At 69.0% G+C, this 15,757-nt stretch carries 12 protein-coding genes; 8 read left to right on the forward strand and 4 right to left on the reverse strand.

The features are described from left to right. The first annotated feature begins 79 nt into the window (after positions 1-79). The 6 genes from ACVW00_RS07045 (at position 80) to ACVW00_RS07070 (ending at position 7,607) form a co-directional block, all read left to right on the forward strand. The gene (locus ACVW00_RS07045) at positions 80-1,057 is read left to right on the forward strand and encodes a methyltransferase domain-containing protein (RefSeq protein WP_457110189.1); all 978 of its coding nucleotides are present in this window, start codon (positions 80-82) and stop codon (positions 1,055-1,057) included. Beyond that, a complete protein-coding gene (locus ACVW00_RS07050) occupies positions 1,054-2,700 on the forward strand; it encodes a glycosyltransferase family 2 protein (protein WP_457110190.1) in 1,647 nt (548 codons plus the stop codon). Before ACVW00_RS07045 ends, ACVW00_RS07050 begins: the two co-directional genes overlap by 4 nt. Positions 2,701-2,788: 88 nt before the next feature. Further along, the gene (locus ACVW00_RS07055; RefSeq protein ID WP_457110191.1) at positions 2,789-4,015 is read left to right on the forward strand and encodes a nucleotide sugar dehydrogenase; all 1,227 of its coding nucleotides are present in this window, start codon (positions 2,789-2,791) and stop codon (positions 4,013-4,015) included. After that, on the forward strand, positions 4,012-4,770 hold the full coding sequence (locus ACVW00_RS07060) for a glycosyltransferase family 2 protein (RefSeq protein WP_457110192.1): 759 nt from the start codon (positions 4,012-4,014) through the stop codon (positions 4,768-4,770). The genes ACVW00_RS07055 and ACVW00_RS07060 overlap by 4 nt, the downstream gene beginning before the upstream one ends. A gap of 43 nt (positions 4,771-4,813) precedes the next feature. After that, positions 4,814-5,848 carry an NAD-dependent epimerase/dehydratase family protein gene (locus ACVW00_RS07065; protein WP_457110193.1) on the forward strand — a complete coding sequence of 345 codons (1,035 nt, stop codon included), beginning with the start codon at positions 4,814-4,816 and terminating at the stop codon, positions 5,846-5,848. A gap of 4 nt (positions 5,849-5,852) precedes the next feature. After that, entirely contained in the window at positions 5,853-7,607 is a 1,755-nt protein-coding gene (locus ACVW00_RS07070; RefSeq protein ID WP_457110194.1) for a hypothetical protein, read from the forward strand. Here ACVW00_RS07070 and ACVW00_RS07075 read toward each other — a convergent pair. Both ACVW00_RS07075 and ACVW00_RS07080 read right to left on the reverse strand, forming a co-directional pair. Continuing rightward, complete coding sequence (locus ACVW00_RS07075; protein WP_457110195.1) at positions 7,580-9,451, reverse strand: DUF7657 domain-containing protein; 1,872 nt, start codon at positions 9,449-9,451, stop codon at positions 7,580-7,582. The genes ACVW00_RS07070 and ACVW00_RS07075 overlap by 28 nt on opposite strands. A 47-nt stretch (positions 9,452-9,498) precedes the next feature. Then, complete coding sequence (locus ACVW00_RS07080; RefSeq protein WP_457110196.1) at positions 9,499-10,521, reverse strand: glycosyltransferase family 2 protein; 1,023 nt, start codon at positions 10,519-10,521, stop codon at positions 9,499-9,501. Between the two features lie 130 nt (positions 10,522-10,651). On the opposite strand from ACVW00_RS07080, the gene ACVW00_RS07085 reads away from it, so the two are divergent. Further along, positions 10,652-11,902 (forward strand): hypothetical protein, encoded by a 1,251-nt coding sequence (locus ACVW00_RS07085; protein WP_457110197.1) that lies wholly within the window; start codon positions 10,652-10,654, stop codon positions 11,900-11,902. Positions 11,903-11,915: 13 nt separating this feature from the next. After that, complete coding sequence (locus tag ACVW00_RS07090; RefSeq protein ID WP_457110198.1) at positions 11,916-12,998, forward strand: class I SAM-dependent methyltransferase; 1,083 nt, start codon at positions 11,916-11,918, stop codon at positions 12,996-12,998. A gap of 24 nt (positions 12,999-13,022) precedes the next feature. Here ACVW00_RS07090 and ACVW00_RS07095 read toward each other — a convergent pair whose 3' ends face one another. Further along, positions 13,023-13,685 carry a methyltransferase domain-containing protein gene (locus ACVW00_RS07095; protein ID WP_457110199.1) on the reverse strand — a complete coding sequence of 221 codons (663 nt, stop codon included), beginning with the start codon at positions 13,683-13,685 and terminating at the stop codon, positions 13,023-13,025. An 88-nt stretch (positions 13,686-13,773) separates the two neighbouring features. Continuing rightward, positions 13,774-15,723: a hypothetical protein gene (locus ACVW00_RS07100; protein ID WP_457110200.1), complete on the reverse strand. Its 1,950-nt coding sequence runs from the start codon at positions 15,721-15,723 to the stop codon at positions 13,774-13,776. Positions 15,724-15,757 lie beyond the last annotated feature (34 nt).

Raw genomic sequence — 15,757 nt, forward strand, 5'->3', positions numbered from 1 at the left:
AGGGCCCGTGTCGAGTATCGTGTCGGCTGATCATTCCGCTGGCACCGCCATACGACACGACGGGGAGACCTGGCCACGCATGACCTCCGAGAAACGCGTGACGTCGAGCCTGTCCACGGCCCCGGTGGACTACGCGGACAATTACTACAACCACTACGACGTGGAAGAGCTCGGCGCCTACGGATGGGACACCCCGCACTGGCGCAACTTCTTCACCGCGGTCGCCGACCGCATCGTGGGGTTGCTCGATCCGTCGACCTCGCTCGACGTCGGCTGCGCCAAGGGCCTCCTGGTGCAGGCGCTCGTCTCGCGGGGCGTCGATGCGCACGGCCGTGACATCTCCGAGTATGCAGTCGACAGCGCCCACCCCGACGTCCGGGACCGCCTGACCGTCACGTCCGCGACGGAGCCGATCGAGGGTCGCTACGACCTGATCACCTGCGTCGAGGTGCTCGAGCACCTCTCGCCGGAGGACGCGCAGAAGGCGATCGACGTGATGTGCGCCGCGACCGACACGATCCTGTTCAGCTCGACCCCTGCAGACTTCGACGAGTCCACGCACGTCAACGTCCATCCGACCCCGCAGTGGGCGGCATGGTTCGCCGAGCGAGGCTTCTACCGGCGGGTGGACGCCGACGTGACCTTCCTCGCCACGTGGGCCGTCCTCTTCGAACGCGCAGATCTGACCAAGCGCACGATCGTCGAACGCTATGAGAGCCAGTTCGCACCGCTCAACGCGGAGGTGATCGAGAAGCGCCGCGCCCTGCTCGAGGCCGAGCGGCAGCTGACGGAGGCCGTCGCCGTCGGGGGAGCCGCGGCGACCGATGATGCGGGCCTGTTGGCGCGGCACGCGGAGCTCACCGCGATCGACCACGTCGTCGGCCTCGAGGCCACCGCCGCCCGCCTGGAGTACGACCTGAAGGCGATCCGGGTGCGCGTGCGCCGCCTCCGCAAGCAGCTTGCCGAGCGTGACGCCGAGATCGCTGCCCTGCGCGGGTCGCGGACCATGCGGATCGGCCGGATGTTCACGCGGCCCCTGGGGCGACTCAAGGGATGAAGGTCCAGGAAGGGCGAGAGCCGCAGTTCTCGATCGTCACACCGGTCTACAACCCTCCGATCGGCGTCCTCCGGGACATGATCGACTCGGTGCTCGCGCAGACCCACGACGACTGGGAGCTGATCCTCGTCGACGACTGCTCGCCGGAGCAGGCAGTCCGCGACACCCTGCGGGAGTACGCCGCGAAGGACGCCCGCATCCGGGTGGTCGAGCGGGCCGAGAACGGCCACATCGTCGCGGCATCGAACGACGGCCTGTCGGCGGCGCGCGGTCGGTTCGTGGCCTTCCTCGACCACGACGACCTGCTCACCGACGACGCCCTGGCCGAGAACGCTGCGGTGATCGAGCGCCATGAGGACGTCGACTACCTCTACTCCGACGAGGACCTGGTGCGTGGCGACGGCCGGTTCACCGATCCGTTCCCGAAGCCCGACTGGTCGCCGGAGCGGTTGCGCGGGCAGAACTACTGCAACCACTTCTCGGTGATGCGTGCGTCGCTGGTCGCCGACGTGGGTGGCTTCCGCGAGGGGTTCGACGGCTCCCAGGACCACGACCTCGTCCTTCGCGTGACGGAGCGTGCTCGCCGGGTCGAGCACATCGCCAAGGTGCTCTACCACTGGCGGGTGATCGAAGGCTCCGCGGCCGGCGATGCGGAGGCGAAGCCGTACGCGCTCGAGGCGGGCCGACGGGCCGTGCAGGAGCACCTCGACCGAATGGGCATCAACGGCACCGTGGAGATCGGCGGTCCGGGACGGTACGTCGTCAAGCGTCACCTGCCCAGCGAGCGCCGCGTCAGCATCGTGATCCCCACGATCGGATCGTCGTCCTCGGTCTGGGGCCGCCGCGCGGTGCTCGTCACGAGGGCCGTGCGGTCCGCGCTGGCGAGCACCAGCCACCAGAACATCGAGGTCGTCGTGGTGTACGACGAGCCGACGCCCGCGCGCGTCCTCAACGAGCTGAAGGCGATCGCCGGTCCGCGACTGGTCCTGGTGCCCTTCCGCGAGAAGTTCAACTACAGCCGCAAGATCAACCTGGGTGTGCTGGCCTCCACCGGTGACCGGCTGGTCCTCCTCAACGACGACGTCGAGGTCCGCAGCCAGGACTGGCTCGAGGAGCTCGTCGCCCCGCTCGAGGAGCCGGACGTCGGGATGACCGGGGCCAAGCTCTTCTTCTCGAGCACGGCGATCCAGCATGCCGGGCTGGCGTACTCGCGCGGTGAGTACGTGCATCCGTACCGGTTCGCGCCGCAGGGCACTCCGGGCAAGGCGAACGCGCTCCGGATCAACCGCGAGGTCAGCGGTGTCACGGGCGCCTGCGTGGGGATGCGGCGCGATGTCTACTTCGAAGTGGGCGGTCTCACCGAGGAGCTGCCCGAGAGCTTCAACGACGTGGACCTCTGCTACAAGGTGCTGCGGCACGACTACCGCATCCTCTACATGGCCCACTGCGAGCTGTTCCACTTCGAGTCGCAGACTCGCGAGCCGACGCCCAAGGCCGGTGAGCTCCGGTTCATGCGCCGGCGTTGGGGAGTGCCCGTCCGCGATCCGTACACACCGGACTACCCGAACCTCCCGCCGACGCAGGCCGAGCGCCGCGAGCTTCGGCGTCAGGCTGCACGACGAAGTGCCGGCCTCGCCGGATGATGTCCCCCAGGGTGGCGCGCGAGGCGACGCGGCCCGACGAACCGTCGACACCGGTCCGCGGCGTCGACCAGAGACGAAGGAAATGCTCGTGAGCTCCTCCACCCAAGAGGCACTGAACGCCGATTCGGCACGCCACGACGTCGTGGTGGTGGGTGGTTGCGGACATGTCGGCCTTCCGCTGGCCATCGCCTTCGCCGATCGCGGGCTGCGGGTGGGCATCTACGACCTCAACGACGCAGCCGTCAAGCTCGTGGAGAGCGGCCAGCTTCCCTTCCAGGAGGAGGGCGCTGCCGAGGTGCTCGAGCGCGTCCTGGCCGCGGGTCGGTTGACCGCCACGACCGACCCCGGCATCATCGCCGCGGCCGACGCGGTCGTCGTCGTCATCGGCACGCCGGTCGACGAGCACCTCAACCCCGACCCGCATGCCGTCACCCGCGCTCTTCGAGAGGCGACGCACCACTTCCGTGACGGCCAGCTGCTCGTGCTGCGCAGCACCGTCTACCCCGGGGTGACCGACGGCGTCGAGCGCATGTTCGCCAACAGCGGCGTCAAGCTGGACGTCGCGTTCTGCCCGGAGCGGATCGCAGAGGGCAAGGCGATGGAGGAGCTCTTCACGCTCCCGCAGATCGTGTCCGGCCGGACCCAGGACGTGCGTGACCGTGCCGCCCGGCTGTTCGGGCACCTGACCGGGAGCATCGTCGAGCTCGAGCCTGAAGAGGCCGAGCTGGCAAAGCTCTTCACGAACACCTGGCGCTACATCAAGTTCGCGGCGGCCAACCAGTTCTACGTGATGGCCAACGACCACGGGCTGGACTTCGACAGGATCCGCAAGGCGCTGGCCTACGACTACCCGCGGGCGGCCGACATGCCGGGTGCCGGGTTCGCCGCGGGTCCCTGCCTGTTCAAGGACACGATGCAGCTGGCCGCGTTCAGCGACAACTCCTTCGTGCTCGGGCACTCGGCGATGCTGGTCAACGAGGGGCTCCCGCTGTACCTGGTCTCGCACCTGGAGAAGAGGTACGACCTCGCCCAGCTCAAGGTCGGTGTGCTCGGCATGGCGTTCAAGGGCGAGAGCGACGACATCCGCTCGAGCCTCTCGTACAAGCTCAAGCGCATCCTCGAGTTCCGGGCGCGCGAGGTGTTGTGCACCGACCCGTACGTGACCGTCGACCCGACGCTGGTGCCGCTCGAGCGCGTGCTCGCCGAGTGCGACCTGCTCATCGTCGCGGCACCGCACAGGATCTATCGTGAGCTCGAGACCGACGTCCCGGTCGTGGACGTGTGGAACCTGCGTGGTCAGGGCAGCGTCGTATGAACCTGCAGGTCTCGATCGTCATCCCGGCGTACAACGAGGGCGAGGGCATCCTGCCCGTCCTCGAGCGGCTCACCGACTCGGTCGAGTCCGACTACGAGGTGCTGGTCGTCGTCGACTTCGACGAGGACCCCACCGTCGGGGTGGTGAAGGAGTTCTCGAACACCAACCCGAAGGTCCAGCCGGTCGTGAGCACCTACGGTCGTGGGCCGGCGAACGCGATCCGCTACGGGATCGACCAGGTCACCAGCCCGGTGGTCGTGGTGACCATGGCCGACGGCAGCGACGACCCCCGCCAGATCGACGACCTGGCCAGGCTCGTCAACCGCGGTGTCGTGGTGGCGGCCGCCTCGCGCTACAGCGCCGGCGGCCAGCAGGTCGGGGGGCCGCTCTTCAAGGGTCTGCTCTCCCGAGGCGCCGGAAGGTCGTTGGCGCTGATGGGCCGCGTCGGCACACGGGACGCGACCAACAGCTTCAAGGCCTACTCCACGGACTTCATCCGCGAGGTCGGCATCCACAGCCGCAGCGGTTTCGAGATCGGGCTCGAGCTCACGGCCAAGGCACGCCGGCTGCGGCGGCCCGTCGCCGAGCTCCCCACGATCTGGCTCGACCGGGACTTCGGTGAGTCAAACTTCCAGCTGAAGGCCTGGATCCCGAAGTACCTGCGCTGGTACCGGTTCGCCTTCGGACCCGAGCTCACCCTCGAGCAGGTCCGGCGCGAAGCGAGCCGGATCGCCGCGCTCAACAACAAGTCCTGACCCCGGCGCTCAGCCGACCGACACGATGGGAAAGTCAACAGTCATGAATGCAGACAGCCAGAAGGTCCTCGTCTCCGGCTCGGCCGGCTTCATCGGCGGGTACGTCGTCGAGGAGCTCCTCCGCCGCGGCTACAAGGTGGTCGGGATCGACAACTACTCGAAGTACGGCAAGGTCGAGAAGTCCTACGACAACCACCCGGACTACGAGTTCCACGAGGACGACGCACGCAACGTCGACCTGATGTCCAAGCTGCTCATGGACTGCGACCACTTCGTCGCCGGCGCCGCGCTGATCGGCGGCATCTCCTACTTCCACGCCTATGCCTACGACCTGCTCGCGACGAACGAGCGGATCATGGCCTCGTCGTGCGACGCCGCCATCGAGGCGCACCGGCACGGCAAGCTGAAGAAGGTCACCTACCTGTCCAGCTCGATGGTCTTCGAGTCGACCGAGCACTGGCCGTCGAAGGAGGGCGACGAGCGCAAGATCCCGCCGCCGTTGTCCTCCTACGGCTTCCAGAAGCTCGCCGTGGAGTACTTCGCGAAGGCGGCGTGGGACCAGTACAAGCTGCCCTACACGGTCATCCGCCCGTTCAACTGCGTCGGCATCGGCGAAGGCCGTGCGCTCGGTGACGTCGAGGTCGACTCCGGCAACGTGAAGCTCGCGATGAGCCACGTCGTCCCCGACATCGTGCAGAAGATCGTGAAGGGCCAGGACCCGCTGCACATCCTCGGCGAGGGCAACCAGGTCCGCCACTACACCTACGGCGGCGACCTGGCCAAGGGGATCGTCGAGTGCATGAGCCAGGACGCGGCGTTCAACGAGGACTTCAACATCTCCACGCCCGAGTCGACGAGCGTGCGTGAGCTGGCCGAGGTGATCTGGCGCAAGATCAAGGGCGACGCTCCGCTGTCCCTGGTCAGCGACCCGGCGTACGAGTACGACGTGCAGAAGCGGGTCCCCGACGTGCAGAAGGCGAAGGACGTCCTCGGGTTCGAGTGCACCACCAGCCTCGACGAGATGCTCGACGAGGTCATCCCGTGGGTCACCCAGGCCGTGGCAGACGGACGGCTGTAGTCATTTGTTCGGGGCCGCGCTGTCAGCGTCCCTGCTGACGGTCGCCCTGGTCATCGGTGCGAGTGCGAGCCTCACGCGCCGCCTGTGGGCCGACGCGCCGTGGCTGGCGCCGGCGTACGGCGTGCTGGGGCTCGGGCTCGCCGCGCACGCCGCCTGGATCCTCTGCTGGTGGTCCCGAACTGCCTGCATCGTGTTCTCGGTCGCCGTGCTCGTGGGATCGGCGGCCGCGCTGGCCCTCACCCGGTTCTGGGCGAGCTGGCGCACCTGGGTCCCGCTGACGGCGATGTCGACCTCGGTCCTCGGCCTGGCGGTCGGCCACACGTTCCTGTGGGGAGGCCTACGCGATCCGTTCCTCGCCGTCGCGACGCGGTACGGCGCCCAGCCCGGCGACAACGTCCTCCAGTACAAGTTCGCCTACCACCTCTGGAACAACCTGAGCACGGTGCTGTTCTACAGCGACTGGAACGGCAGCGATCGGCCGCCGCTCCAGTCCGGAGTCCTCCTGCTGACCCGGCCGTTCGAGACTCTGGCCGGAATCTCGAACAGCGTGAGGTACACCGACGTCCACGGCATGCAGTGGGGGATCGCCGCGAGCATCGTCGCGCAGCTGATCTGGATTCCCGGCATGTACGCCTTGATGCGGGCGCTCCGGGTCGGGCGGGGCGTCACGATGCTCACCATCGCGTTCGTCACCGTGCTCCCGCTGGGCGTGTGGAACACCACCTACACCTGGCCCAAGATGATGAGCGCAGGTCTCGCACTGTCCGCTCTGGCAATCCTGGTGACCCTGTGCCTCGAGCGGCCCGAACGCCTGAGGGCGCCTCTGGCTGCAGCGGGCGCCCTGACCGTCCTTGCCTTCCTCACCCATGGTGCGGCCGCGTTCGTCGTCCCCGCGATCCTGTTCGTCGCCCTTCTCGCTCTGCGTGGGCGGGGCACCAGGGAGCTTGTGGTCAACTCCGGTCTCAACCTGGGCGTCGTGGGCGTCCTCTACCTGCCGTGGGAGCTCTACAGCAAGTACGCCGACCCGAACTACGGGCGCCTGCTCAAGTGGCACTTCGCCGGCGTGATCGCGCCGGACAAGAGGCCGTTCCTCCCGACGCTGGTCGACGCCTACCGCGACACCACGCTCGGGAAGGTGCTCGAGGCGCGCCGGGCGAACCTGAACCGTGTCTTCGACCACCGCATCGCCGACCGGCTCCATCCCGGCGGCTCATGGCCGGACTCGTGGCGCAGCCAGGACTTCTTCAGCTCGACCTTCGCGATCGGGCTCGGGACCGTGCTGCTCCTCGTGTGGACAGGCGTCTGGCTCGTCGCGGTCGCCCGCCGCCGACCACGGGATCCCTCGGGCCACCTCTCAGCGGTCCTGGTCGTCGCGTGCTTCGTGTGCATGCTGGCGTGGACGCTGGTCCTGTTCCTGCCCGACGGTGCGACCGTCCACGTCGGCACCTACGTCTGGCTCCTCGTGTTCGCGGCCGTCCCGTTCGCCTGGACCGCGACGTACTCGATCCGGCTCGGTGTCCTCGTGGTGATCCTCCAGGCCGCCTATGCGGGGGTCGTCTACCAGAGACCCAACCCGCGCTTCAGCGACTTCTGGACGCCGGAGCTCAACCTGGTCCCGGCGGTGGTGACCGTCGTGGGCGCGCTCGGGATCGTCGCCGTCGTCGCGATCATGGTGCGCGCCGACCAGGTGGCGCGAAGGAGCTCCCTCGACCGCGCGCTGACCGAAGCTCCTCACACCCCGGAGCCGGTCACCTCGTAGACGAAGTGGGGGCGTCCGGACCACAGGAGCTTCCGGCTGAGCCGAAGGCAGCTGTCGTCGAGCCTTCTGACCGAGACGACGTAGCGCAGGCGAGGCTCCTGCCGCGCGACCGCGCACGGCGAGACCGCCATGACGATCTGGTCGATCGTCGGGTTCGACCAGACGATCTGCTGGTCCTGGGTCCAGGTGAAGCGCACATAGCTGCCGCCACGGTTCCAGATCTCCCGGTGCGCCCCGCCCGGGTCGAGCTTGAGCCACTCCGCGTCATGGGGACCGACCTGCTGGCGGGAGGAGAGCGCAGGCGTGGCGGTCGCGAACATGAGCGCGTCGAACGTCGGGTCGTCACTCGCCCACAGGTCGTGGCCGGCGCGCGACTCCTTGCCCGCGTCGATCATGAACCGAGCGGTGCCACTGCCGCGCAGGTCGGCGAGCCCGAGCTCCAGCGGGTTGACCATGGCGGTCAGCGAGACCACGGACGCGGCCGTGGCCACCCACGGGATCCAGTGACCGGGCCAGCGCAGCAGCAGGAAGACCACCGCGCCTGCGACCGCCGCTGCGACCAGGATGGTGACGTGCGTGAGGGCCGGGATGCCGTTGTCTCGCCAGGAGACTCCGGCGAAGTAGGTCACGACGCCGGCGACGGCGGCGGCGATCACCAGTATCGGTCGCCTGACGTGCTCGGGGCGCCACTGTGCCATGAGGAGGAAGAACGCGATGACGGCGAGGAAGCCGACGTCGTTGGCCGCCCGGATCGCCGGCACCAGCTTGGCCAGTGGCAGGTGCGAGCCGATGCTCCCGAAGTCGACGGTGCACCAGGCGAGCCAGATCGCCGTGAACGCCATCCAGACCACGAAGGCCCAGCGTGCGGGCCGCTCGCCGCGCCACCCCCGCGCCAGCCAGAGCAGGCCGGCGACGAGGAACAGCACGATGAACGAGGAGCTCGCTTCGGTGGCGTTGGTGTTGACGAGCGTCCCCTGGACGTGTTCGAGCGAGCCGAGCACGGGCGCGCCGAACACCTTCCCGAACGACTGTGCTTCGCCGGTGGACACCCGCTCACCGGGGTACACCGTGCCCAGGCCCGACTTGATCGCGTCGAGGTTCTCCAGCATCGTGCCGGCGGTCAGGAGGGCGCCGACGCCTCCGGTGACGAGCACCGCGATCGCCTTCTCCTTCAGCGCGCCGGTGCGGGCCCACAGGAACGCGAGGGTGGCGAGGAGGACCGGGAATCCGAGGATGATCGCGAAGGGCTGATAGTACGACGGGAAGCGGGCCATCAGGACAGCGGAGGCGAGGAACAACCCGACCGCCCGCGCAGTGCGGCCCCGCGTGAGGAGATCGTGCCCGGCCAGGAGCAGGGCACAGCCGGCGAACATGAAGCCCAGGGTGTTGACCGGGCGGCCGCTCCACCACATGTTCGACGGAGAGAACAGCACCACCACGGTCGCGAGGTAGCCCCAGCGCATCGTTCCGGTCACCTGACGGAACCAGATCGGCAACCCGATCACCAGCAGGAGGGTCGGAAGCCACCACCGTGCGGCGAAGAGCATGGCGTCGGGGAGCCACGGACCGAGCATCGCCACGGTCCCGTCGAAGAAGACGACCCCCGACACCGGCCCCGACGGCAGCTGCTGGAAGAAGTTCGGAGCGACGCTGAGCGGGTTGTCGATGCCACGGGAACCCGAGGCGATCCAGCCCAGGCCGATGGGTGACTCGGTCATGAATTCGTCGGCCCGGATCGGGAGGGGTGCGCCGATCTCGGTTCCCGCTGGGTGGCCCGGGTCCTCGCGCAGTGCCCCGATGCTCGACGTCGTCAGCCCGGCGAGGGCGAAGAGGACGAAGACCACACAAGGCAGTACGAACGGCAGGGCGCGCGCCGTCCGCCGGCCAGCCGTCACCCGGCGTCCGGTCGGTCGGTCGAGGCGGTCTGGCGCGGCAGCGGCGGCCCCATCGACAAGTACACCAGCCTCATGTTCTCGTCCTTGATGCGCTTGAGGGCGCTCAGCGTCAGCCCGAGGAAGAAGGTCATGAACGCGAGCAGCTCGATCGACGCGGCCAGGATCGCGCTGGGGAACCTCGGGACGAGCCCCGTCTGCAGGTACTCCACGAGCACAGGAATGCCGAGGGCCAGGCCCACGATCCCCAGCGCGAACGAGATCGCCGTGTGGAACAGGACCGGGCGCTCGACCCGCATGAGATGCAGGATCAGCCGCAGGATCTTGAACCCGTCGTGGTACGTGCGCAGCTTGCTCTCCGCGCCCTCGGGCCTGTCGGTGAACCCGACCTCGACCTCCGTCTGAGGGACCCGCAGCGTGGCGGCGTGGACGGTCAGCTCCGTCTCGGTCTCGAACGCCTGGGACACGGCCGGGAACGACTTGACGAACCGGTGGCTGAAGACCCGGTAGCCGCTGAGCATGTCACGCACCTCGACACCGAAGATGCGGCTGACGACGAGGTTGAAGACCCGGTTCCCCGCCTCGTGCCCGGGTCGGTAGGCACTCTCAGTGACCTGCTTGCGGACTCCGAGCACCTGGTCGTACGGCCCGTCCAGCAGCGTGCGGATCAGGCGGGGAGCTGCCGAAGCGTCGTAGGTGTCGTCGCCGTCGATCATCAGGTAGACGTCGGCGTCCACGTCGGCGAACGCCCGGCGGACGACGTTGCCCTTCCCCTTGGCGTCCTCGTGCCGCACGATCGCGCCGGCCTCAGCGGCCACCTCGGCGGTGTCGTCGGTCGAGTTGTTGTCGTACACGTAGATCGCCATACCGGGCACGGCCGTGCGCAGGTCCTCGACGACCTTCGCGATCGCGATCGCCTCGTTGAAGCACGGGACGATTGCCGCCACCCGCAGATCAGCAGGGATCCCGGGCCGCGCGACCTGGGCGCGCTGGTCCTCGAGCACTCTCGGGTCTCCGGGCATGCGGCTGAGTGTATGACGAGCGGCACCTGCCCCACGCGCCCGGAGGCACGGGTCGGATGGCGCCCGGACCGGCCGGGGCGTGCCCCCATAGACTTCGCGGGTCCACCGCGACGTCAGCCCGGGAGTGAGTGTGGAACAGGACGAGTCGGCGCCTCGCGCGCGGCCCGGCTGGTGGCCTGCCGTGGGCGCGGCGTGCGTCCTCGTCGGCGCCACGGCGGTCAGCATGGCCCGGCGCCCTGACGAGTTCCATGCGCACTACGTGTGGGTCGAGGAGAGCGTGATCGTCAGCCGTTGGCTGCACGACGGCTGGACGAGCGTCCTCCACCCGATCCAGGGTGACTTCCTGCCGTTCACAGCGGGCTTCATCGGGCTGGCGTCCCGGCTCGACTGGCTGGCGTTCCCGACCGCGGACTACGTCCTGGCCGTGGTCACCTTCGCCGCCACGTGTGCGCTGCTGCTCTTTCCCGGCTCGCGCTGGGGCGGCCTCCCCGTCCGCAGTGCGATGGTGGCCTACCTTGCCGTCGTACCGGTCGATCCCGAGACCTACGACGTGGCGCTCTACACGTTCTGGTGGACGTCGTTGTGGCCTCTCATCGTGCTCGGCTGGACGAAGAGACCCGGCAGGCTCGGCTTCGCCGTGCTCGTCTTCGCCGGCCTGAACTCGATGGCTGCGGCAGCGCTGTTCGTCGTCTACCTGCTCACCGGGCTCCGGGAGCGCTCGCGGTCGCTGCTCGCCGGCGCCGGCGTCCTCGGGGCCTGCTTCGTGCTCCACGCCGCCCTGTACCTCCGCTCGGACAGGCACGCGAGCAGCCACACCGACGTCGTGAAGACGCTCGAGCAGACCTTCGTCAACGCCAGCTGGTTCGTCGTCCGGCCGTTGATCGGTGACCGCTCGCTCGACCACCTCCTCGAGACCGGCATCGGGGTCGTCGTGGTCGCCGTCATGGTGCTGTGCGCACTGAGGCTCGGCACCCTCGAGGCCAGGGTCGTGGGACTGGAGATCCTCGTCGTCTCCGGTGTGTACTCCGCGCTGTCCGCGCTGCCGGCGCCGTTCATCGCCCACCCCATCCTGGCGGGCGGCCGCTACTTCTTCCTGCCGTTCGCTGCGTGGGGCATGTTCCTGGTCTACCTGGTCTCACGGGCCCGGAGAGAGGCCGTGGTCGCCACCGTCGGCAGCTTCATGCTGGCCTGGGCGCTGGCCCGGGTGCCGGACGCCTTCGTCCGGCACAGCGAACGCCTGGACTGGCACGACGAGGTCGTGAAGTGCGCCGACTCGAGCCGGGCGCGCTACCCGCTGCCGATCCAGTTCAACGGCCTGCGGGTGAATGCGTGGCCGATGTGGGTCAGTCCGGACGTGTGCAGGAGTGCTCTCGGCCGCTGACTAGGATTCCGGCATGCCACCGGAGACCGACGCCACCCCGCGCACCAAGCGCGAGCTCGGGGCGGAGCTCCAGCGGACGGTGATCGCGGCACGCCGCGCGCACTTCCTGAGCCTGGCGGACTTCGCCACCGGGCACGGCCTGGAGATCGGGCCGCTCGACGCCGGGATCGCCGATCCCGACCGCCATGACGTGAGCTACGTCGATGTCTTCGACACCGAGGGTCTCCGCTCGCACTACGCGGGGGACCAGAACGTCATCCCCGAGCTCATTCCGACCATCGACTTTCCGCTCGTCCAGGGCGGGGCCACGCGCACCCTCGCGGAGGCGGCGGCGGCCAAGGCACCCTACGACTGGGTGATCGCCTCCCACGTGATCGAGCACGTCCCCGACTACGTCGGCTGGCTGGCTGAGATCGCCGCTCTCACGGTCGACGGCGGAGCCCTGATCCTCGCGGTGCCGGACCGTCGCTACTCCTTCGACCGGCATCGCCCTCCGACGACCGTGGGGCAGGCGCTCGAGGCGCACGAACGGCGTGACGCACGCCCCTCGACGCGTGCCGTCTACGACCACTTCAGCTCGACCGTCAGCGTCGACACGGTTGCGCTCTGGCGAGGCGATCGACCACCGGCGCGGGAACCCCTGGCCGAGCGGCTGGCCGACGTGCGCGGCAAGGTCGAGCGAGCCCGCGCGGGGGAGTACGTCGACTGCCACGTGTGGATGTTCACCCCCGAGTCCTTCGTGCAGCAGCTCGTGGAGCTGAGGATCCTGGGCCTCAGCGACTGGTACGTCGAGACGCTGCTCCCCGTGTCCCACGACCTCGAGTTCCACGTCGTCCTTCGCCGCGTACCCGAGGGCCAGAAGCCGGAGGACTACGGGTTCTCCGAGCCGAAGGTCGACCTCGACCTCCCCGACTGGCTCCACGCCGAATGGGCGACCGGGCGTGAGCTGACGACGCTGCGACGACGGCTGCGAAAGGCCCGGAAGGCCAATCAGCGGCTCAGGTCGCGCGTCGAGGCTCTCGAGTCCTCGCGCCGGATGCGCATCGGATCCGCGCTTCTCGCCCCGTTCGCGGCCGCCCGCAGGTGGGTCCGCTGAGGGCTGCGGCGGGCCTGCGAGCCGCTAGCGCGGCACCGCGACGACGAACGCCTGCGCGCCGAGGAACCGCCACGCAAACCGGATCTTGAGGTAGAGCCGCACCAGGCCGGGGCCGCTGGGGAGCCGGCTCTTGGTGGTGTAGGGCAGGAACCTCGGGATGCAGGTCTCCACGTCGTACCCGGTGGCGCGGAGTGCCTCGACCAGGGCACGGTCGTCGACCGGGGTGATGTGGTCGAAGAACATCCAGTAGTCCTTGGCGCAGTAGCGCACGTTCGGCTGCAGGATCAGCAGCTTGCCGTCGGGCTTGAGGACACGGAGCACCTCGACCAGCGTGGAGACGATGACCTCGCGCGGGACGTGCTCGAAGAAGTTGCTGATGAAGACCCGGTCCACCGAGGCGTCGGGGATCCCGGTCATCGCGTCGGACCGCTGGTTGTGCGTCTCCACGTCGCCGGCGGCGCGCACCTTCACGTCGGGGTTCAGGTCGACCGCGATCTTGCGGCCGGCGCGGATGTTGTTGATGAACTCGCAGTGCCCCGCCGCGACGTCGAGCACGGTCGCGTCCTCAGGAACCCACTTCTGGAAGAAGTGCGAGCAGAGGACCTGCCACAGATCGGTGCGCTGCTCCTCCTCCTGGCCGAAGCGGTTGGCATAGAGGACCTTGAGGTCCTCCGATTCCGAACTCATCGAGGTCCCTTCGTCGAGGCCTGCGCTCTGCTGACCGAGGCCGGATCATCGTAATGCCTCACCACGCCGGCCTCCGTGCGGGCGACGGTCACTGCGGGGACACGACCAGAGATCGGAGCCTCAGTGAGTAGTCCTTCTGCCAGAAGTGGAGATCGGTGGAGGAATCGGCGAGCAACCTGATGGAGGTGACCTGCTTGCCCGGATCCGCGGGTTGTCCCGGGAACAACGACTGCAGCCCGGCAGTGTCGGCGACGTACGGCGAGAGGATGAACTCGCTGCGGGCCATCGCGGGGACGAACCGCCGGACTGCGGTCCTGCCGTCGGCCGTCTGCACGGCGATCCGCAGCTGCGGCGGCTTCCACAGGGCGTTGCGCAGCTTGCCGAGCATGGTCCCCTTCACGTCGAAGCTGGCGAGCCAGCTCGTGCCCTCCGCGGGGAGGTCGACGCGAGCGCCGATGCGGGCACGGATGACGTGGGTGCTCGCGCCGAGCACCACCGCGGCGGGGGCGGCTCGTCGGTGCAGCACCAGGTAGGCCGAGGACTCGGGGGACACGCTGTAGTTCTCGAGAAGAGGCAGCCAGCTCGCGCCGTCCTCGAGTGCCGGCAGCCGGAAGTCGATCGGCGCCACCTGGTAGAACACGGTCCGCGGCGCATCCCGGCCGGCGAGGTGTCGGGCGTTGAGCCGGGCGAGCTCGGGTGTGTACGCCGCATAGCTCTGGATGACCGGTCGCGGGTCCCAGGTCGCCCCCTGGGCGAAGAGCAGGCTCAACGAGGACGTGTACAGGTCGCTCCTGCCCACGGCCTCGGGGATGCTCGCCTGCTCCCGGATCGACCGCAGCGCAGCCGCATAGTGACGGTCCAGCGAGCTCGAGGACAGGTCGCCGGAGGCCGCCGCGGACGCCAGCCGCACCGTCTGGTCCCCGACGGCCGCGAGCGGGCTCGAGACGGGTCCGCTCAGGTAGCACGTCAGGGCTGCCGCCGCGACGCCTGCGGTCACCACGCCGCGTCGCAACCGGGTGCCGTTGCCGCCCGGCAGGACCATGGCCGCCGCCGCGAGGAGCGCGAGAGCCCCTGACTGCATGTGCAGGTCGGCGCGGACGAAGCCCGACTTGAACGCCAGGAAGAGGGTCACCGCGACCATGCCCGCCTCGATCAGCGAGTCGACGTCGTGCCGCGTCGCGATCGCGCCGGCTAGCAGGATGGCCGCCCCGAACACGAAGATCGGAGTGCCCGCGCCCGAGGACAGGCGGGACACCTCGTGGACGGACATCGCCTCGGAGTACCCGGCGACGACGTACCAGGAGTTGTGGACGTAGTCGACGAGTCCGGAGAGCGACTGGTGGGCTGCGCGCCACCAGAGGGCGAGGTTCACCAGCGGGACGACCGCGAGCAGGCCGAGGGCGGGCCAGTCCCGTCGACGCACGAGAAGGACCGCGGCTGCCGCAAGTCCTGCGGCCAGGGCCGGGACGATCGAGAGCTTGACGCTCGGCAGGAGACCGAAGGGCGCCGCCAGCAGGACCACGAGCAGCAGCCGCGCACGACGTCGCTCAGGCAGGTTGCGGACGGCGGAGACGACCACCATCGGGTACAGGAGGACGAGTCCGTCGAGCCCCTCGGCGGGAAGCGACGTCAACGTGACGATGCCGAGCGCAGCGACCAGGTGGAAGATCCCGCCGAGTCGGGAGAACGCGAGCAGTGCCGCGGTCACGAACCCGGCAGCGAGCACGAGGGCGGCGCCGAAGACCAGGGTACGGATTCCGGGCTCGTAGACGCCGGAGACGACGCCGGCCAGCGGCCCGTAGGTGAAGACGATGTCATGGCCGAACTGCAGGCCCTCGGCGGTGGCCCGGTTGATGGCGATCTTCCAGCTGGCATCGAGGCCGAGCTCCGGCATGGTCGGCTTGATGGGCAGGAGAGTGACCACGAGCGCGTAGCCGAGAGCCAGGCGGCCGAGAAGGAGAAGGCGGCGCTCGCGGCCCTTGGTGCTCGAGTCCTCGTTCGTGGCCGGGGGTCGAGAGGGAACTTCGGTCGCCGGCACGGGGACACCGTAGGACACCGACGCGGCGGTTTCG

The organism is Marmoricola sp. URHA0025 HA25 (assembly GCF_054059435.1).